The organism is Microcoleus sp. B5-D4 (genome assembly GCF_036705145.1).
Lineage (GTDB): Bacteria > Cyanobacteriota > Cyanobacteriia > Cyanobacteriales > Microcoleaceae > Microcoleus.
In genome coordinates this window covers 44,120-63,866 of sequence record NZ_JAUBTV010000023.1, presented here as the reverse complement: position 1 = coordinate 63,866, position 19,747 = coordinate 44,120, and the positions used below count along the sequence as shown (strand labels likewise).

The window sequence follows — 19,747 nt, the reverse complement described above, 5'->3', positions numbered from 1 at the left end:
TATGACCCCAGAAACTCTAATTAACCAAGTGACGATCGAGGGGAATCTGAAGCAATTTCTCTTAGTGCTAGCGGTTTCCTTAACTGTGGCGACGCTGCCGCAAATCTTTGGGTGGCTGAGCAAAATTCCCTACACGCTGCTGTTAGTAATTGTCGGGTTGGGTTTGGCTTTTATAGATGTGCGGCTGGTGACGCTTTCACCGAAACTAATTCTGTTGATTTTTTTGCCGCCTCTGTTGTTTGAAGCTGCTTGGAATCTGGAATGGTCTAAACTCAAGCGGGATTTGCTGCCGATCGCTCTTTATGCGGTTTTGGGTGTTGTTATTTCTGTTGCTGGCGTGGCTTTTGCTCTCAACCAAATAGCGGGAGTTTCTTTAGCGATCGCTCTGTTGGTAGGAGCTAGTATATCTGCTACTGATCCTGTTTCTGTAATTGCATTGTTCCGGGAACTGGGAGTGGAAAAACGCCTAGCTTTGCTGGTGGAGGGAGAGAGTTTATTTAATGATGGCATTGCTATTGTTGCCTTTAGTTTTTTGGTGGGATTCTCTCTAGGGACTGATGACGTTGGCATCCCAATTCTGATTGCGCGTTTCTTAGCTTTTGTGGGAATTGGGGTTGTTGTCGGCAGTTTAATCGGTTTTGGAGTTTCTTATCTGACTCAACCATTTGATTTACCTTTGGTGGAGCAATCGTTAACCTTAGTTTCCGCCTACGGCACTTATATAATTGTGGAGGAATTGGGTGGTTCAGGGGTGATTGGAGTGGTGACGATGGGCTTGATATTTGGCAATTTTGGCTCTCAGATTGGTATGCAACCCAGTACCAGACTTGCGGTAACACAATTTTGGAATTTTTTGGCGTTTTTTGTAAATTCGATCATGTTCCTGCTGATTGGCGATCAGATAAGGTTTGCTGATTTGGGAGCGAATTTAGGAGTGATTGGCATAACTGTAGTGGCGATGTTTGTGACGCGAGCGATCGCTATTTTTGGTCTAGGATGGTTGAGCAATTGGTTAGGAAAATCTAAAATTTCATTGCCAGATCAAACTGTGATTTGGTGGGGAGGATTACGGGGTTCTGTCTCGATTGCTTTAGCTTTGAGCGTACCCCATGTTCTGCCCGATCGACCAAAAATTATTGCGATCGTGTTTGGCGTAGTTTTATTTACGCTGCTAGTACAAGGTTTAACCACCAAGGCGCTGCTGGAAAAACTGGGGTTGTTGAACAACCAGGAGTTCCGCCAGGAGTATCTGGAGGCGATCGCCCAACGTGTTGCTCTCAATCGGGTTCTCAAGCATCTATCTGAAGTATCGAGCGATCGTAAAATCGAGCCTGAGTTTTCTAATCATCTCGTGAGTCAGCTTCAAGAAAAATTAAACTTGCTGCAAGCAGAAATCAATCAAATGTACGATCGGTCTCCTGAACTGCGGCAAATGACTATCGACAAACTCGAAGGGGATTTGGAGGCAATAGAGGCTGATACTTATGCTGAATTTGTGCGATCGGGTCAATTGAATGAGCTGCCTGTTTCTGTGTTGCAGCAATGTTTTAAAGAGCGGAATGAGACAATTGTTTCTTAAAGCGAATTCGTTGGCAGGATTAACAGAAATAAGTTCTACTACAACGAGTACGGGTGTTGGGCTTTCGACTGAAACCATTGTGGGCAATCAAAAACAGTCCGAATTGTTGAGGGTCTGACATGGTATAATTCCTGATATTGTAGGGTTCGTCAGCCTACGATAATTTGAATATGAGCTAGATCATAGAAAGATTTGGGATAATTTGGCAAACTGAGAGTAAGGTTAAATAGGAGGTCAATTTAATGACCAATACTGCTCTCAATTTTAAGACTGCACCCGGACATCAAGTTCTGGCCGCGGCGGGTAAGAAAATGCTGAGGCCGGGGGGGAAAATTGCTACGGAACAGTTATTTGAATGGGCGGATTTTCAACCGGACGAGACTGTTTTGGAGTTGGCGGCTAGTTTTGGATATAGTTCGATCGCCCTTGTTGAACGTTTTGGCGTAAAAGTAGTGGGAGTTGAGAAAAATCCCGAAAGTGTGGCCCGCGCTCGTGCTAATGTTGCAGCAGCCGGTTTGAGCGATCGAGTAGAAATTGTGGAAGGAGATATTTTTCACTTGGATCGGATTTCCCAACAGTTTGATTGGGTGTTGGCTGAAGCTATCCTGACAATGCAGTCACCGTCGGGGAAAGCTAAAATTGTATCGGGAATTTGCGATCGGCTAAAACCAGGTGGCAAGTTTCTCTCTCACGAACTTTTAGCTAGAAACCGAGAATCAGAAATTCAAAAAGCTTTATCAGAAGTGACTCGGGCTAATTCAACGCCTTTGTCTGAGTCTGGCTGGATTGCTCTTTACCAAAACGCGGGTTTGCAAGTAGAAAAGTGTCAAACTGGGGCGATGGGCCTCCTAAATTTGTCGCGAATGCTGCAAGATGAAGGGTTTGTGGGTACTGTGCGGATTGTGTGGAATATATTAAGTCGATCGCAAATTCGCGATCGTATATTAGCAATGCGTCGAGTTTTCCAGCATTACCAACAGGATCTAGGCTACATCGTTATCTCTGCCAAAAAACAATCTTAACCGACTCAATCGATTTTCGATTTTCGATGGAAGAAAGTGAAGCCACTGATAAATTCGAGACTTGTGACCAAATTAATTAATTGTCAAAAACTATGACTACTACTCTTTTACCGCTACAATCTTCAGCAATCCAACTCCGAGACGCAATTGAATATCCCGCCGCCGGAGTGCTGAACAAAATTTTAGTCAAAGACAATAATTGTCAGTACAGTTTATTTTGTCTGGCTGCAGGAACGGAAATTTCGGAACACTCCTCTGCACGGAATGCCACAGTTAATGTCATCGAAGGCAAGGGTATTTTGACTTTGGAAGGCAAGGATATTGTTTTGGAACCGGGGGTATTTATCTTCATGCCCGGTCAAGCTCTTCACGCTTTGAAAGCCGAAGAAAATTTGGCGTTTATTTTGACACTTTCCGAGCCTCATTAATCCCATAAATATTGCTGTAGGGGCGGGTTTTACCAACCATAATTGACTAAAATCAATAATCTCATAAACCCGCCCCCCACAACCCGTGAATCGGGGCGGGTTTATGTAGATAGTGAGTTGCAGTCAAATATTGTTTGTGAAATCATGTCCCGTAGCATCATCAGTTGGGGCGGGGCGGGTTTACGAGATTGTTAGTTTGAGACGTAAATTGTTGGTAAAACCCGCCCCTACGAGCATTGGGATTTTAACATTTATTCTATTTCATCTCCAGAGGCGACATCCTCCAATTTTTCCCAATCTAATATAATAATTTTACCGCCTCGACTGTAGGAGACAAACGGCTTGAGTTTCTTAAACAACCGCACGCATTCTTCGTAGGTAATGCCAATACTGCGAGCAATTTGATAGTAGGGAAAACGTTTTTCTAAACATACACTATTATCCGCCATCTTCCTACCTTGCTCGACGCCAAAGTAATGAATAAATCGGGCCAGCCGCACGATCGCCCTTTCCGACACCAAACCGTGCACAGTCTCGTGCAGTTGCTGCAACCGCTGATTAAACACCGCCAATATTCGCAAGGCAATCTCAGGATTTTCCCGAATTGCTGCTAGCAAAACTTCCCGTTCTGTGGTAAGAACTTCCACATCAGTTTCTGCAGTCACCGTTGCGGGGGCAATGCCGTTGCCTAGCAAAGCAGGTGCGGCAAAAATATCTCCCTGAAATAAAGTGCGGAGAATTGTTTCTTTGCCCGCTGCCGCTGTTTTTGCAACCCGCAGAGAACCGCTCAAAAGAGTGTATAATTTTTCCGGGATGCGATCGCCCTCATACATCACAACTTCTCCCTGTCGGTAACTCCGAATTACTGTGTGTTCTTGCAATCGCTCTAATTCAGTTTGGTTTAAGCTGGCAAATATTCCAATTTTAGCCAGTTGCTCGACATTTGCTTTCATAGATTTAACTCTACCCGATCCGAGTCCATTGAGAGTATAGTAACGGTGAATTCAGAATATATCGAGACAAGCAGAGCCATCTACGAAAAGGCAGAACCAGAATATCGGCGCTATTATTTTGATGAGATAGCTGGCGGATTTGTACTCGTCCACCAAGACCATAATCTTAATAATTCCGAAATTTTTGTGTCTGAAGTTTTGGCGAAAATGGGAAAGAGAGTTAGACTTTTGAGCGAACAAGCACCGTCGGGAACTAAAACTCCAGACGCTGACGTTGACGGTCAAATTTGCGAATTTAAGGAATTAACAAAAGAGTCGAGTAATTTAAAAAATAGAGTCCAAGAAGGGTTGGGAAAAGCCAAAAATCAAAGTGCAAATGCAGTCATTTTTCACGTAAATATAGAAATTTACGACATTCGAGAGATAGACGAAGGCATCAGGCAAGCCATATATTGGGATGTTAAGCATCTCATGCAAACTATCATTTTGGTTTTCAACAACCAATCTGTTCTAAAAATTACTAGAGAGGAATGGGAAAATGGGCAGCGTTTTTCAAGAATTTGAAGAAATCGTAAATAACGGTATAAAAAATAATATGCCGCGGGATGCAAGATTGATTATTGTTGGAGAGATCCTCTACGCAGTAACTCGGGACGAACTCACCAATAAAGAAGGTTGGCTGCTAGAAAATATGCTCGGAGGCAGAGAAGAATGGGAAAAGGGGCTAGAATATGCTATTTTTGGAGACCCAAAACACGGACACATAGCGCCACCCCTCACTATCTCCGATCGACCTCTGGTTATTGCCGGCAAAACTTTTCATTCTCGTTTGATGACGGGGACGGGAAAATATCGCAGCATCGCAGAAATGCAGCAAAGTGTCAACGCTAGCAGGTGCGAAATTGTGACTGTAGCTGTGCGGCGAGTGCAAACAAATGCTCCGGGGCATGAAGGATTGGCAGAGGCTCTCGATTGGACTAAAATCTGGATGCTGCCAAATACTGCCGGTTGTCAAACTGCGGATGAGGCGATTAGAGTAGCTCGTTTGGGGCGGGAAATGGCGAAACTTTTAGGGCAAGAAGACAATAATTTTGTCAAATTAGAAGTGATTCCCGATGCTAAATATTTGCTGCCAGATCCGATCGGCACTTTGGAAGCGGCAGAACAATTAGTTAAAGAAGGTTTTGCCGTTTTGCCCTACATCAATGCCGATCCCCTGCTGGCAAAACGCCTCGAAGAAGTCGGTTGTGCGACAGTCATGCCTTTAGGTTCCCCCATTGGTTCAGGACAAGGGATCAACAATGCGGCCAACATTCAAATAATTATTGACACGGTGAAGGTTCCTGTGGTTGTCGATGCGGGGATCGGAACCCCCAGCGAAGCGGCGCGAGCAATGGAAATGGGAGCCGATGCACTGTTGATTAATTCCGCGATCGCCAATGCCCAAAATTCCCCGGCAATGGCAAAAGCAATGTCCATGGCAGCAGAAGCGGGGCGGATGGCGTACTTAGCAGGCAGAATGCCGATCAAAGATTATGCGATCGCCTCTTCCCCCCAAACAGGCACCGTCACGTCAAAATAAATTCCTGAATTTTCCTGGGCGCTTTTTTGGTACAGTTGTAAACATCAAAAATATTAAGGATTGTGACTGATGCCTTACATCAAAGATGACGATGGACGCCTGAACAACTTTGCTAAAGAGCCGAAGGTGTATGAAGCCGTACCTCCTAACAAGAACCAGCAGCGGAACTACATCATCCTGGGTATTGCAGCAGCCATGTTAGTCGCCGGTTTGGTGTACGTGGCTGCCTCCGTCTGAAAACTGGCCTGAGACTCAAAGCTGCTTCAAATCGCAATTTTAAATAATCCTTCGAGAAACCATGTTTTCCTTTCCCAAGGAAACATGGTTTTTGTGTTTCAATAAAAGCAGGTAGTTGCGACAATCCTGAAGCGTGCCGAGCGAGCCCGAAAGCTAAATAAGACAAGCAGAAATTTGGTTTTTTCCTCTCTGCTTTCGGGTTCAGGGACTTGGGTTGCAAATACTAACACGGGTTCGTCACCCACATAAAATTGCCAATTGAACATCTACAATCCTTTAGTCATCACCGGTGCGATTGACAATCAAGCATCCAGGATACCCGCCACGTGATTCATTCCGAAAGCAGACTCAGGGCCCAGAAATAAAAAACCTGTATCCGATAAAGGAGCCCCCGAATTTATCCGTGCGGTCAAGGCTTCAATCTAAAATCTAAAATCTAAAATCTAAAATCGATTGACTGCCTTCGGGGCGCAAGTTGTGAGTTATGAGCGATCGAGATTTCAACTCTCAACTCTAAAATCTACAATCCAAAATCTAAAACCTAAAACCTAAAATCTAAAATCTAAAATCGGCTGCTCCTGATGTCTATTCCTTCCCAAAAAGTTTCTAGCTCGAACAAGCTGATCTACCAACGCTTGAAACAGGCGATCGACCTCAATTTACGCCGTCAAATTTTTATCGCCGCCTGCGACGACTTGTGCTTGCGGGACTGTCTGGCAGCCCGCTTGCACACAGAATTAATCGCAGAGAGCGCAGGCTCCGATCCTCGGATCGACTACCCCCGATTTGTCAGTTTGGAACTCGACTTGAGCGATCCAAATCCTTGGGGTTCGATCGCCGCGTGGCTGACCCAACACCCACCGCCGCAAAACAGAGGCAGCTACAGCCCTTTGCCGGGATTTCAAATTATCGGGGCCGAACACCTGACCAGGCAGTCAGCAGCCGTGCAGTGGTCGTTCCTGAGCTATTTGAGAGACATCGAAGTAAACCTGCAATTGTGCGAGTCTACTCTGTTGCTGTGGGTGTCGCGGCCCTGGCTAAGTTCGATCGAACAATCGGCCCCGGAATTTTGGCACTGGCGAACCGGAGTATTTGAGTTTGAAGGCGAACCAACTCCAGCTAAGGAAGACTTCGGGCACTTTGAGGACTTCGGGAACTCAGGAGACTTGCGAAACTTGCGGGACAGCGGAGACTTTGGCAACCAACTTTTAATATCTTCTTTGTCTGGACAATCCCCAATTCCCGACGAACAATCCCCAATTCCAGATGAACAATTCCCAATTGCCTATCCCCCGTCCCCAGCGCCAGATTCTAAATCCGTCCAACTGGCAGATGAGGAACCATCCCCAATTTCCCATCCCCCGTCCCCAGCGCCAGATTCTAAATCCGTCCAACTGGCAGATTTGGTGCTAGCAGCGGCTTCTGAGGATTTGGCAGCCGAAAATAATGCCGCATCAGAGGAGAATTTTCTGCCGCTGCAAACCCTGCAATACATCGAACTGCTGCAAGAACATCAGTGTTGTTCCGAAGCATTGGCTTTGGCTTATCACGGTTTGGGAAATTACTACCGCGATCGCATTCTGGGCGGAGACGTTTCAGAGCAAAACCTGACAATCGCCATTCGCGCGATCGAACAAGTGATTGCCTATCTCGAAGTTGACAGCAACTCGCAGCAAAATCAACCACTAACTGAGGAATGCGCGCGGCTGATTGCCCAATTGACAGAAAATTTAACTCAGTACGCCCAGGAGTCCAACACTCTACCGCCAATTTCCGATCTCCTCAACGATCTCGGCACTCTCTACTGGATGCTGTCGCGCGATCGCACGCAGCATAACGCCTCAGATCCAGTATCCTGTCTTGAACGCAGCATCGCCCTCTACCTTGAAGGTTTGAACCGAACAGATGCCGAAACCGTACCCCAAACCCGCGTTAGATTAAACAAAAACTTGGGAATCGCCTCGGCCGATTTAGCCCGCTATCGAGACAAGACAGAGAACTTGCAGCACGCAGTTGCAGCTTACCAACAAGCGCTGCTGGATCTCGATCCCGCCGTGGAGCCTCAGCAGTACGCTGCTGCTCAGAATAATTTGGCGACAGCATACTGGAATTTAGCCCAAGATGGTGAGCCGATCGTATATCTCAAAAGTGCGATCGCAGCTTACACCCAAGCCCTCTCCTGTTACAGTCCCGAACGAGAACCCCTCAACTATGCCGGAGTGCAAAACAACCTCGGTACCGCCTGCTGGAACCTCGCCCAGCACCAACCCTCAGAACCCCTGCTAGTCAGGGCGATTTCCGCCTACCGCGAAGCATTGAAATACCGCACCAGAGAATTAGTACCCGCAGCAGCAGCAGCCACCTACAACAATCTCGGTACCGCTTATTGGCATTTGGCGAACCAGTTTCAGCAGAAACAGGCGCGGACGGAATCATTGCAGCAGGCGATTACCGCCTACGAAGCCGCCCTGGATATTGCCGGAGAGATCGATCGAACCAAACTCACTTTTGACGCCTTGGCCGCCCGTAACAATCTCGGACTAGCCCACTATCAACTAGCCACAGACCCAGATTTCGCCGCTAACAAAGTCGCACAGACAAGCCATCTAGAAGCAGCGCTGCAGCACCAGTTGCAAGTGTGCGCCGAATGGGGACAATATCTCAATGACAAAGGGTTAACATATGGGGATAAACTCAACCTGCAAGCCCCGGCAAACTCCCAAGCTGCTGATTCCCGGCAAACAGCATTGAGCTATATTGTCAAAACGATTAGAGCTTTCTATAGTGAATGTGGGCTGCCAGGCCAAAATTTAGCCTTATCCAAAGTTCCTGGAGATTTATTGCCTGAAATTTTGCGTAGGTTATAAAGAGAGCTATAACTATTAAAAGCTCAATTTTTTCGAGATTTGTATCCAGTTTTCTATTATTATGGCTGAATATTCTTGCCTAATTCTTCAAGCAAACTTGTGGTCATGGCCCCTGTAAAAATCCTTGTGGTTGATGACGACCCGGCAATCCGAAATTTAATTCATCGTTTTTTGAGCCAGCAAGGTTATCAAGTTGAGTCTGGCCAGGACGGTCAGACTGGTCTGGAATTATTTGAGCAACTCAATCCTGACTTAGTAGTTCTAGATGTAAATTTACCTGATACGACTGGCTACAAACTGTGTCAAGAAATGCAAAGACGCACGGGCGTGTTTGTGTTGATGCTGACTGCCCGAACCGATGAAGCTGACAAAATGAAAGGGTTTGCCGAAGGTGCTGACGACTACATTACTAAACCTTTTAGTCTTGTAGAGATTGGAGCTCGCGTTGCAGCAATTTTGAAGCGCAAACGCATTGTTACTCCCGCCGAACAACAAACTCTTACTTTTGGAGAGCTACTAATAGATCCGGTTCGCCGCGAGGTAATTCTCGGCAGTCAGATAGTTGCTTTGACTGCTTTAGAATTCGACCTGCTTTACTGTTTGGCCAGCAAACCCGGTCGCGTGTGGAGGCGATCGGAATTGCTGCATGAAGTTTGGGACTACGAGTATGTAGGAGCAGATCGCGTGGTGGATGTCCATATAGGTCAAATTCGCCGCAAAATTGAACTAGATCCCAATCAAATGCCGATGATTCAAACCGTCCGGGGGGTGGGTTACAAGTTTGAACCCACAACCTAGTAACATTCGGCATTAGGCAGCGGATATGAAGGCAGAAGGCTGTAGGCGCGGGTTCACCAATATCTCGGATTAACATACTCGATATTTTTGACATTCTCACCGGGCTAAAGCCACGGTGATTCTAAACATCACTGTTTAGGCTTCCTCTTTCGGCGACCCGACTTATTTGAAAGAGTCTCCTCATTCAAACAGAGGTCGATATCTCCAGAGGCGTTTGAGGTTCCCGTATGCCCTACGGTACGCAATCCTAGTTCTAATATGTTGCGAGCCGCATTCCAATCTCGGTCTAAAACAAATCCACAATGCGGACAAATATGTGTTCTTTGACTTAACGATTTCTTCGCCACTTTCCCGCAACTAGAACAGTTTTGGCTTGTATAGTGAGGCGGTACTGCAACAGTCGCCACCCCAAATACTTTGCCAAAATATTCAACCCAATTCCTAAAAGCTGTCCAGGCTGCATCTGATATAGACTTGGACAGCTTTTTATTTTTAACCATGTTACGCACCGACAAGTCTTCATAGGCTACCAAGTCGTTGGACTGGACTACGCACCTTGCTAATTTCACGGCAAAGTCTTTACGCCGCCTACTTACCTTGAGGTGTTTTCTACTTAAATGATTCCGAGCCTTAGCTCTATTTTTAGAGCCTTTCTGCGTTCTAGAAAGCCTGCGATTAAGCTTTTTAAGCGACCTCTGGGACTTTCTCAAATGACGTGGATTCTCTACGGTGTTTCCGTCAGAGTCTGTATAGAAGTGCGTTAACCCTACGTCTAAACCAATGGTTCGTCCCGTAGGTTCCCGCTTTTCATTTCGTTCGGCATCAATACAGAATTGCACGTAGTATCCATCGGCTCGACGAACTACGCGAACCCGCTTGACTTGACTTAGCTGATAAAAGTGTAGGTCACGAGTTCCCCATAATTTAAAACTTCCTGCTTTAAATCCGTCGGTGAAAGTTATATTTCGCCTGTCGTCAGAAAGCTTCCATCCGCAAGTCTTGTATTCAACAGAACCGTGCGTTTCATGCTTTTTGAAACGGGGAAAACCTTTCTTTCCGGGTTTTGCTTTTTTGCAGTTGTCGAAAAACCGTGCAATCGCTGACCAAGCTCTTTCGGCCGAAGCCTGCCTAGCCATTGAGTTAAGCTTGGCTGCCCAAGGAAATTCCCTGGCTAAGACTGCACAATAAGCGCTTAAGTCATAGCGACCTACACCTTTTGTGTCCATCCAGTACCTGATGCAGCTATTACGAATAAAGCGAGCAGTACGAATGGCTTCGTCTAGCCGTTCGTACTGCTCCCTCTTTCCTTCTAGCTTGGCTTCAAATACTAACATTTACGTCGCTATGATGGATATAAAAACTAATTCACAGTTTTGACGGAATTAAAGCCGTCCTGTAAGGACGGGGCTTTAAACCCATTTTTTCGGTAAACCCGCCCTCCCCACACAAGAATTCAGATCGATCGAGTATCTGATTGTTTGTTCTGCAAATACTCGCCCACTTCTCGTGCACGATCGAAACCCCTTCGCACGCAATCTCCCAAAGCCACGCCGCCAACGTAGTTGCTGCACAAATACACCCCCGGCAAAGATTTTAAGCCTTGATCGATTTGTTGCAGGCGATCGAAATGCCCCAAATTGTACTGAGGAATCGCCCGCTTCCACACATTCACCGCTAAAACTTTGGGCTGTGGCACATCTGGTTTCAGCAAAATCCGAGACAAATCTCGGTGCACCTCACGAACGATTTCTTCTGAGTCGAGATTGCCAATTTCCGAGTCTGTAGCCCCGCCGATGAAACTGGTGAGAGTGTGCCAGCCTGCAGGCGTGCGATCAGCAAATAAACTTGATGTCCAAATCGTCCCCAGAGTGCGAATTCCCTGCCCCCTCGGAATTAAATTTCCAAAACCTACTAATTTACCCTTGACATCTGAGTGCGGATATGCTAATACAACGCAGGCAACCGTAGGATAAGTAAAAGCTTGTAAAGCGCTGCTAACTTCTGGTTGCAGAGGCTGCAACAAATCGGCTGTAACATAAGCCGGCGTGGTCAAAACCACGGTACGCGCTTCAACTTCCTGCTGTCCGTCGGGCGTGGAGAATACAGCAATATAAGTTTCGCGTTGTGTACGATCGAGGCGAGTCAGATGCCAGTTGAGTTTCAGTCGATCGCCCAATTCAGCAGCGATCGCCTCTGGCAAAGCTTTCAACCCCTGTTTAAACGAACCCAACTCCCCCGGCCTAGTTTTAGGAACATTCGGGTCTGCAACAGTCTTTAGCCCCCCCTTGGTAAGGGGGGGTTGGGGGGGTCTTTTCCTAGCAGAAAGCAGCGCCCCCGCCACCAGCCCGCCACCGAGATCAGCCATCTTCGTTACCCGCCCAAAAGCCGCCGCCGCGCTAAGTTGTTGCGGATCGCCGGCATAAACCCCAGATACAAAAGGTTCCACCAACCGCTGCATCACTTCCGTGCCCAGATGACGGCGGAAAAATTGAGAAACAGTTTCTTCGTCACCCTGCTGCGAAAGTCGATCGCCCATTGCCGGCGCGACAAACCCCAAAGCCCCGAACAACGCCCGCAGTTTTCCCGGAAAACTCAGTAACTGAGACTGAATCATCGCCGGTGGAGTCATCGGCACCGGTTGCAGTTTTTTTTGCCAATACACAAAACGAGGCAATTTGCGATCGGCAAAAATCAACTCCTGCTTCAATCCCACATCCACAGCCAACTTCATCAATTCCGGCGTCGGCGAAAAACTGTTCGGGCCCTCCTCCCAGAGAAACCCCCCCGCTGTCACAGTGGTGATGTTCCCGCCCACACGTCCCTGACTCTCAGCGACTAAAATCTTTAGCGAGGATGGATTCGTTGCTTCCTTGTGAAGTGCGTGCGCCAAACTCAAACCGCTAATACCCGCACCCACAATCAAGGTATCTAATAGTTCCATATTACATAGAAAAATATCGCAATCTTTATGTTACATGGCTTTGCACGGCTTGCGTTCTTTGCTTCGCGTACTGCCAAACCGCTTTCAGATTACCAAATTGGGAATTGGGAATCGGGAATTGGGAAGCTGTCGGGCATTTCTTAAGCATTTTTCTCGCAGGTTGTGGATTAACCTCTGCCCACCTCCCCGTCTCCCCGTCTCCCCGTCTCTCGATCTCGCTTTTGTATCCGCTGGGTCTGGTGTAAAAAAAGACCATCTGCTGTTATTAAGCTATATTCCCAAAAATACTATTTGTTTAAAATTTTTGTATTATAGGGAACAGCGCCGAAAATTGCACCGGGAAACGCAGCAGTACAGTGTCCAAAAAGATTTGAGTGGGTTAAACTAACTTTAGGAAAATTTGAGAGCTTAAGCAAGTCAGCACCCCGCTCGGAAGAGATGGGGCTTTATGCCCTAATCAAAAGACATAGTTGACCAGCTATCGTCTTAACTGATTAGGTTATCAAAAATATGGGTGTAGCTCAAGCTGCTATGCGATCGCAGGTGAAATATTTGAAACGGTAATTGTTCCGTTGAAAGTAGAGCATAAAAGTACCAAGTGACCGAGTATCCGCCTGTAGCAATAATCTATATTCAAGGCAGTTAAAACGGCCTGATGAGTGCTACCTCGATCAATCTACTCACATCTTGCACCATTCTCGCTTAACAGGCATCTTGCCTGTTCCACAAATAGCTAATTTCTTGTGGGTTGGGCATCCTGCCCGCCCATAAAAGCTTATTGAAAATAGTGCAAGGTATGAGTCTAAAGACACGAGGTTTCCGTAATACTAAGCTTTTCTCATGAAAAAATACCCATGCAGGAAGTTATCAACTCGTTTCAGTCTTTTTTCTCTAACTCTGTTGATGCTTTCCTAGAGTGCGATCGACAGCAAAATTATTTATCGATCAATCCTATTGCTGCTGGTTGGATGGGATTGGAGCCTGCTGAAATACTCAACAAAACTAATCAGGAATTATTGAAATTATATCCTAATAATCCGGCTGTCAAAAATATAATCTCGCAGATTGATTGTTGCCTGCAACAAGTATTTATTACCGGGGAAACAAGGCTGGCAATTCATGAGGTGACGACGGCAGACGGCGGGATTAAAATTTACGAAACTGCTTACACCCCAGCGGTGGATGCCTCTAGCAAGCAGATGCGGGTTTTGGGCGTCGGTAGAGATATCACCAGGCATTACCGCTGGCAGCAGCAGAAAACTCAACAGTTGCGCCGATCGAACCATTTACTGTGGTTGAATGCAGCTAACAGTCCGCTGGCAATGGTAGGCTGGGATGAAGATTTTCGGATCATTCAGTGGTCGAAACGCGCCGAGGAAATCTTTGGCTGGACATCCGATGATATGATGGGCAAGCAGTTCGGTGATTTGGCTTTGGTTTGCGAGGAAGATAGAGAGGCTGTAAGCGCGATCGAGCTTGAGCTAGCCACCGGCAACGGTAATACTTCAATTAACCGCAACTATACTAAAAGCGGACAGGTGATTTGGTGTCGCTGGTTCAACTCGATTATTCGCAGTGGCGACACTTTTACCGTGCTTTCTTTGGTGGAAGATATCACCGATCGCAAACGGCTGGAAGCAGAAAAAGCCCAAGCTTCTCGCCTCACAGCAATGGTAGCCGATGTGGGTATTGCTCTCACCAAACACCCTCAAGATATCCTGCTTCCCTGCTGCGAGGCAATGGTGCGAAATCTCGATGTCGCTTCGGCTGAAATTTGGACTTTCAACTCTCAACATAATGTTTGCCAATTGCAAGCAGCATCGGGAATCTACAGCCGCACAGACGATCGGGCTAGCTTTATTGAAAGTAAGGTTAACTCGATCGCCAAACAGCAAAAACCGGAATTTGACTGCGGATTTGAACTGAATAATTTTGGACTCCCAGAGGAAGAATCCCCGAAAGCAACAGAGGCGCAAAGTTCCGAATTAGCAATTATCAACACCAGTCAAAAGCCGACAAATTGCCAAATTCCCAAGCAAATTCTCACCTTCGCCGGCTACCCTTTGATAGTCGAAGAACGGCTGGTGGGAGTCATGGTAATTATCAGCAGCCAGCCGCTGACAGCACCTTTTCAGGAAACTTTAGCATCGGTTGCTGATGTCATCGCTTTAGGCATCGAACGCAAGCGTGCCGAAGCTGAATTAAAATCAGCTAGAGGGTTCCTCAATTCCGTAGTAGAAAATCTGCCGGTGGGGGTTTTTGCTAAAGATGCTTCTTCGCTGAAATTTGTGCTGTGGAATAAAGCGGGAGAAACGATCGCAGGTGTTACCTCTCAAGAGGCGATCGGCAAAAATGACTACGATATTTACCCCAAAGAACAAGCTGATGTTTTTACTGCTCAAGACAGGGAAATATTGACCGGTGAGCACAACCAATCTACTGTTAAAGACATAGCCGAAGAGCCGATCCAAACTCGCCACAAAGGTATGAGAATACTGCACACCCGCAAAGTGCCAATTCTCGACGCTGCAGGGCGTCCTCAGTACGTTTTGGGGATTACTGAAGATATTACCGAACGCAGGCAGGTAGACGAAAGCGTGCGCCTCTACGACCAAATTGTCGAGAATATGCAAATTGGTTTGTACGTCTACCATTTAGAAAATATAGACGATGACAGCACTCTCAGGGCGATCGCCTCCAATCCCGCTGCTACCAAGTTTACCGGATTAGAAATGGCGGATGTTTTGGGAATGACAATCGACGAGATTTTTCCCCATCTGCGATCGAAAAACATTCCCCAAGCATTTGCTTCGGTAATTCGCACCCAGAAAGCCGTAGAACTTGAAGATATTGAGTGCGATGAAGGTGGCCGCATAACTCGCGCTTTTTCTATTAAAGCTTTTCCATTACCCAACAACTGCGTCGGTGTTGCTTTTGAAAACATTACTACCCGCAAGTGCCTAGAACTAGAACTGCAGGCGTCTTTGGAAAAAACCGAACGTTCCGAACAACTCCTGCGTACAGTAATAGACAAAACTAGCGACTGGATTTTGGCAAAAGACAAAAATTTTCGCTGTATTTTGGCAAACAAGAGTTTCGCTCAAGCAATTGGTAAAACCGTCGAAGAAATTATTGGCAAATCTGATTTAGAATTAGGATTTTCAGAAGAACTCGTGTTTGGGAATTGGGCCAAAAATATCCGAGGATTCCGCACAGACGACTCTGCTGTAATGGCCGGCGAAATCATCCACAATCCCTGCGATCCGGCAACTCTTGCTGACGGTTCAGTACATATTTTTGATACCCAAAAACTTCCCCTGCGCGACGCTGAGGGTAATGTATTTGCAGTGCTAGCTTTCGCTCACGATATTACAGAACGACATGAATCGGAAGCAGCTTTGCGTAGAAGTGAATCAAGATTTAGGTCTTTGGTAGCTAATATTCCCGGAGTGGTTTATCGCTGGAAGTGCGATTTTTCGACTAATTTTATTAGCGATGCCGTTTACTTATTAACGGGCTACCATGCGGCAGATTTTATTTGGGTTTTGGACAGGGGAAACCGGACTTTTGCTAGCATTATTTACGCGGAAGATTTGGCAAAAGTAGAAGCAACTATGCGGCAAAGCATAGAAAAAAAAGAGTCTTATAACTTGGAATATCGCTTGCTAGCAGCAGACGGCACGGTTAAATGGGTGTGGGATAAAGGTTCTCCTATGTTCGACGCAGATGGAAACGTTTGCTATTTGGACGGGGTGATTTTTGATATTAGCGATCGGTACTACGCCGAGGAAGCATTGCGCCAAAAAACTTTAGAGTTAGAAGCTGTTTTTCGCGCTTTACCTGATTTGTATTTTCGACTAGATGCTGACGGTATAATCGTGGATTATTTGTCAGGAACTTCCTCGAGTTTATACGTACCTCCCGAACATTTTATGGGTCAACGAATGACAGACATATTGCCACACAATGTCGCCTGCCAATTTGCCCAAGCAATCTTTGAAGTTTCCGAAACAAGAAATTCCATCGATATAGAATATTCGCTTTCCATGTCGGAAGGAGAAACAACTTATGAAGCCCGACTGTTGCCGTTTAATTCCGATCAGATTATTATTCTAGCTCGCAATATTACCAAGCGCAAACAAGCCGAAGCTCAATTAAAACATAAAAATCGCCAGTTAGAGCAAACATTGAAACAATTAGGTAGGACTCAAGCTCAACTAATTCAAGCGGAAAAAATGTCTGGTTTGGGACAGCTAGTGGCGGGAATTGCTCACGAAATCAATAATCCTGTCAGTTTTATTTATGGTAATATCACTTACGCTAGTGAGTATGCGAAAAACTTGCTGGAACTGTGCAGTTTGTACCAGGCACACTACCCGGAACCTGTTGCGGTTATCCAAGATTTGGCAGAAGAAATAGAACTGGAATTCATGAAAGAGGATTTCCCGCACCTCCTGACTTCAATTCAAACTGGAGCCGATCGCATTCGCCAAATAGTTCTGTCTTTGCGTAACTTTTCCCGCCTGGAAGAATCAGATCTTAAGCGTGTTAATATTCACGAAGGAATAGACAGTGCTCTGTTGATTTTGCAACACAAGATTAAAGAAAATGGCAGAACTCGTCATATTCAAATAGTTAAAGAATATGGGAAATTGCCGCAGATACAGTGCTACGTGGGACAGTTAAATCAAGTGTTTATGAATATTTTAAATAATGCGATTGATGCTTTAGCGAATGTCAGGCATAGGAAGTTGGAATTGGCGAGTTATTCGGAAGAGGAACGGCAAGATTTTGATAGTTTACCTTTAAGTTGTGAGACATTGCCTTGGATTCGGATTCGCACGGAGGTGTTGGAGAATAATCGGGTGGCGATCGTAATTTCAGATAACGGGTGTGGCATGGCAGAGTCTGTTAAGTGTCGGGTATTTGACCCGTTTTTTACTACTAAACCAGTAGGCAAAGGTACAGGTTTGGGACTGTCTATCTCCTATCAGATTGTGGTGGAAAGACACGGAGGGACGCTGCAGTGCATTTCCGCGCCGGGTGAGGGAACTGAATTTGCGATCGAGATTCCAATTCGGCAGAGGTAATGGGTAATGGGTAGTTGTACGATAAAAATGATAACCTAATTAAAGATACTAAAAGTCAGGAATATTAGCATGGTATACAAAAGCATACATACTTCTAGTGCAGTTGCAAAACAAATTAAAGAAGAAGAAGATGATGATGATTCCTATGTTGACTATTTTTATGATGATCCGGGGGCTCCGCCGGGAACTCTCGACTTAGAACCAGATGCGCCGCCCCCGGAGATTGTATTAATTGACTATTGCGACACAGCAGCTACTCGCGCCAACTTGGCAAACCCTCAAGAAGCTTCGGCCTATTTAGATACAGCATCTGTTTCTTGGGTTGATATGTTGGGATTAGGAAACAAAGAAACTTGGCGCCACCTGGGCCAAGTATTTAATTTGCATCTTATGGCTCAAGAAGATGTGGTTAATGTACCACAGCGCCCTAAAGTGGTAGATTACGAAGATCACATTTTAATCATTGCCTGGATGGTGATACTTAAGCCGAATTCAGATAAGTTTCATAAAGAACAAGTTAGTTTAATTTTGGGTAAACATTACCTCTTAACAGTTCAGGAAGAACCGGACTATGATTGCTTTGGCCCCGTGCGCGATCGCATTCGTAAAGGACAAGGAAATATTCGGAAACACGGAGCCGATTATCTGGCTTATACTCTGTTAGATTCGATTATAGATGGATTCTTCCCAGTATTAGAAGTCTACGGAGAGCGCATAGAAGAACTAGAGGATGAAGTGGTGGAGAACCCCACCCGCAGAACCCTGGAAAAAATTTATAAAATCCGGCGAGAACTGCTGACGCTGCGCCGCGCAATTTGGCCGCAGCGGGATGCAATTAATGTTTTGATTCGAGATAGCAGTGATTTGATTAGTCCAGAGGTGCGAATTTACCTGCGCGACTGTTACGATCACACGGTGCAGGTGATGGATATGGTGGAAACCTATCGAGAGTTGTCTTCGGGTTTAATGGATGTTTATCTGTCATCTGTGGGAAATAAAATGAATGAAATTATGAAATTGCTGACAGTAATTTCTAGTATCTTTATTCCTCTAACTTTTGTGGCGGGAGTATACGGGATGAATTTCAATACAGAGAAATCGCCCTTGAATATGCCGGAACTGAATTGGTATTTTGGCTATCCGCTTTGTTGGGCACTTATGCTAGCGATCGCCTCGGCTTTAGTTTACTTCTTCTGGCGACGCGGCTGGTTTGATAATTTTTCTACTGTGGTGAAAGATGACTCAGTAAAGTAACCGGATTTAAGAGTTGAGGTTTGAGATTTTGGATTGAGGATTGAATAATTCAAAATCCTGTTAGGTAAAAAGGTTTCCTGTCTCTAGTTGAAGCCGTTTCATAAATCCTTGCATCATAATTCCCAAATTTTCAGCCTCCTGATTCATCCGTGAGTGAATTTAAGGGGATTTGCATGGCAATTTAATTGTTGGGCGGGCTTTCGTGGCCACCGCACAAGAGTTTGAATGGGAGCATCTCAATGAAAGCAGCCTAGCCCAAAATTGGAGTTAGGAGCCAGGAGTCAAGAGTCAGGAGGAAAGAGTCAGAAGGAAGGACGAAGAAGAAGTGTTTTTACAAATATGAGATGCTCCCAGTTTGAATAAACACAAATTTTCAAATTAAGTGGGCGACAACTTAAAATCGTAAATCTAAAATTCCAAATTGATTGACGAACGATCGCGTACAATAAATCTGGGGAAAAAGTAGGCGCAGGCGGTTGCGGATTAGCGAAAGCTTGTCTGAGGAAAGTCCGGGCTCCCGAAAAACCAAACTTGCTGGGTAACGCCCAGTGCGAGCGATCGTGAGGATAGTGCCACAGAAAGATACCGCCCCCCGATTTGAGATTGGAGATTGGAGATTTGAGATTGAATCAAAAATCAAGCATCGAAAATCGCAAAGTGTTAGGGGGTAAGGGTGCAAAGGTGCGGTAAGAGCGCACCAGCAGCATCGAGAGGTGCTGGCTCGGTAAACCCCAGTTGGGAGCAAGGTCGGAGGGACTATGGTTGGTTTTTTACCAGTTCCGTTTTTTGGTACCGCTTGAGGCGTCTGGTAACAGGCGTCCCAGATAGATAACTGCCCTCGAAAACTGCTTGCAGTTGAGAGAACAGAACCCGGCTTATGTCCGACTTTTTCCCCCCCAAAAATCCCAGACTTGGGGAGGGGGAGAGTGGGAGAGTGGGAGAATTTTTAGATATTTTTAGAATAAGGTGAGATACACCAGATACATCCCCAATGCC

At 45.9% G+C, this 19,747-nt stretch carries 13 protein-coding genes and 1 other RNA gene; 11 read left to right on the top strand and 3 right to left on the bottom strand.

Going from position 1 to position 19,747, the window contains the following annotated elements; all coding sequences use genetic code 11:
* The first annotated feature begins 1 nt into the window (after window position 1).
* From QUB10_RS13630 to QUB10_RS13620, 3 genes are all read left to right on the top strand, one after another.
* Window positions 2-1,579, top strand: coding sequence for a sodium:proton antiporter (locus QUB10_RS13630; protein ID WP_333202837.1), 1,578 nt, complete (start codon window positions 2-4; stop codon window positions 1,577-1,579).
* A 242-nt stretch (window positions 1,580-1,821) separates the two neighbouring features.
* Window positions 1,822-2,601: a class I SAM-dependent methyltransferase gene (locus QUB10_RS13625; protein WP_333202835.1), complete on the top strand. Its 780-nt coding sequence runs from the start codon at window positions 1,822-1,824 to the stop codon at window positions 2,599-2,601.
* 92 nt (window positions 2,602-2,693) lie between these two features.
* Window positions 2,694-3,029: a cupin domain-containing protein gene (locus QUB10_RS13620; protein WP_333103842.1), complete on the top strand. Its 336-nt coding sequence runs from the start codon at window positions 2,694-2,696 to the stop codon at window positions 3,027-3,029.
* A gap of 251 nt (window positions 3,030-3,280) precedes the next feature.
* Here the strand turns inward: QUB10_RS13620 and QUB10_RS13615 are convergent, their stop codons facing one another.
* The gene (locus tag QUB10_RS13615) at window positions 3,281-3,982 is read right to left on the bottom strand and encodes a Crp/Fnr family transcriptional regulator (protein WP_333202833.1); all 702 of its coding nucleotides are present in this window, start codon (window positions 3,980-3,982) and stop codon (window positions 3,281-3,283) included.
* 45 nt (window positions 3,983-4,027) lie between these two features.
* Between QUB10_RS13615 and QUB10_RS13610 the strand changes: the two genes are divergently transcribed.
* From QUB10_RS13610 to QUB10_RS13590, 5 genes are all read left to right on the top strand, one after another.
* Window positions 4,028-4,546: a CdiA C-terminal domain-containing protein gene (locus tag QUB10_RS13610; RefSeq protein ID WP_333202832.1), complete on the top strand. Its 519-nt coding sequence runs from the start codon at window positions 4,028-4,030 to the stop codon at window positions 4,544-4,546.
* Window positions 4,521-5,564 carry a thiazole synthase gene (locus QUB10_RS13605; protein ID WP_333202830.1) on the top strand — a complete coding sequence of 348 codons (1,044 nt, stop codon included), beginning with the start codon at window positions 4,521-4,523 and terminating at the stop codon, window positions 5,562-5,564. Before QUB10_RS13610 ends, QUB10_RS13605 begins: the two co-directional genes overlap by 26 nt.
* Window positions 5,565-5,633: 69 nt before the next feature.
* Window positions 5,634-5,801 carry a photosystem II assembly protein Psb34 gene (gene psb34, locus QUB10_RS13600; RefSeq protein ID WP_333103838.1) on the top strand — a complete coding sequence of 56 codons (168 nt, stop codon included), beginning with the start codon at window positions 5,634-5,636 and terminating at the stop codon, window positions 5,799-5,801.
* A 581-nt stretch (window positions 5,802-6,382) separates the two neighbouring features.
* A complete protein-coding gene (locus tag QUB10_RS13595; RefSeq protein WP_333202828.1) occupies window positions 6,383-8,668 on the top strand; it encodes a hypothetical protein in 2,286 nt (761 codons plus the stop codon).
* A 105-nt stretch (window positions 8,669-8,773) separates the two neighbouring features.
* Window positions 8,774-9,466, top strand: a complete 693-nt coding sequence (locus tag QUB10_RS13590) for a response regulator transcription factor (RefSeq protein ID WP_333202826.1) — start codon at window positions 8,774-8,776, stop codon at window positions 9,464-9,466.
* Window positions 9,467-9,594: 128 nt separating this feature from the next.
* On the opposite strand, the gene QUB10_RS13585 is transcribed toward QUB10_RS13590, so the two are convergent.
* Window positions 9,595-10,800: a transposase gene (locus QUB10_RS13585; protein ID WP_333202824.1), complete on the bottom strand. Its 1,206-nt coding sequence runs from the start codon at window positions 10,798-10,800 to the stop codon at window positions 9,595-9,597.
* A gap of 119 nt (window positions 10,801-10,919) precedes the next feature.
* Window positions 10,920-12,407: a protoporphyrinogen oxidase gene (gene hemG, locus QUB10_RS13580; RefSeq protein WP_333202822.1), complete on the bottom strand. Its 1,488-nt coding sequence runs from the start codon at window positions 12,405-12,407 to the stop codon at window positions 10,920-10,922.
* Between the two features lie 854 nt (window positions 12,408-13,261).
* Between hemG and QUB10_RS13575 the strand changes: the two genes are divergently transcribed.
* From QUB10_RS13575 to rnpB, 3 genes are all read left to right on the top strand, one after another.
* Window positions 13,262-17,497, top strand: a complete 4,236-nt coding sequence (locus tag QUB10_RS13575; RefSeq protein WP_333202820.1) for a PAS domain-containing protein — start codon at window positions 13,262-13,264, stop codon at window positions 17,495-17,497.
* A gap of 69 nt (window positions 17,498-17,566) precedes the next feature.
* The gene (gene corA / locus QUB10_RS13570; protein ID WP_333202818.1) at window positions 17,567-18,751 is read left to right on the top strand and encodes a magnesium/cobalt transporter CorA; all 1,185 of its coding nucleotides are present in this window, start codon (window positions 17,567-17,569) and stop codon (window positions 18,749-18,751) included.
* 459 nt (window positions 18,752-19,210) lie between these two features.
* An RNA gene (gene rnpB / locus QUB10_RS13565) (RNase P RNA component class A) lies at window positions 19,211-19,644 on the top strand.
* The last annotated feature ends 103 nt before the right edge of the window (window positions 19,645-19,747 follow it).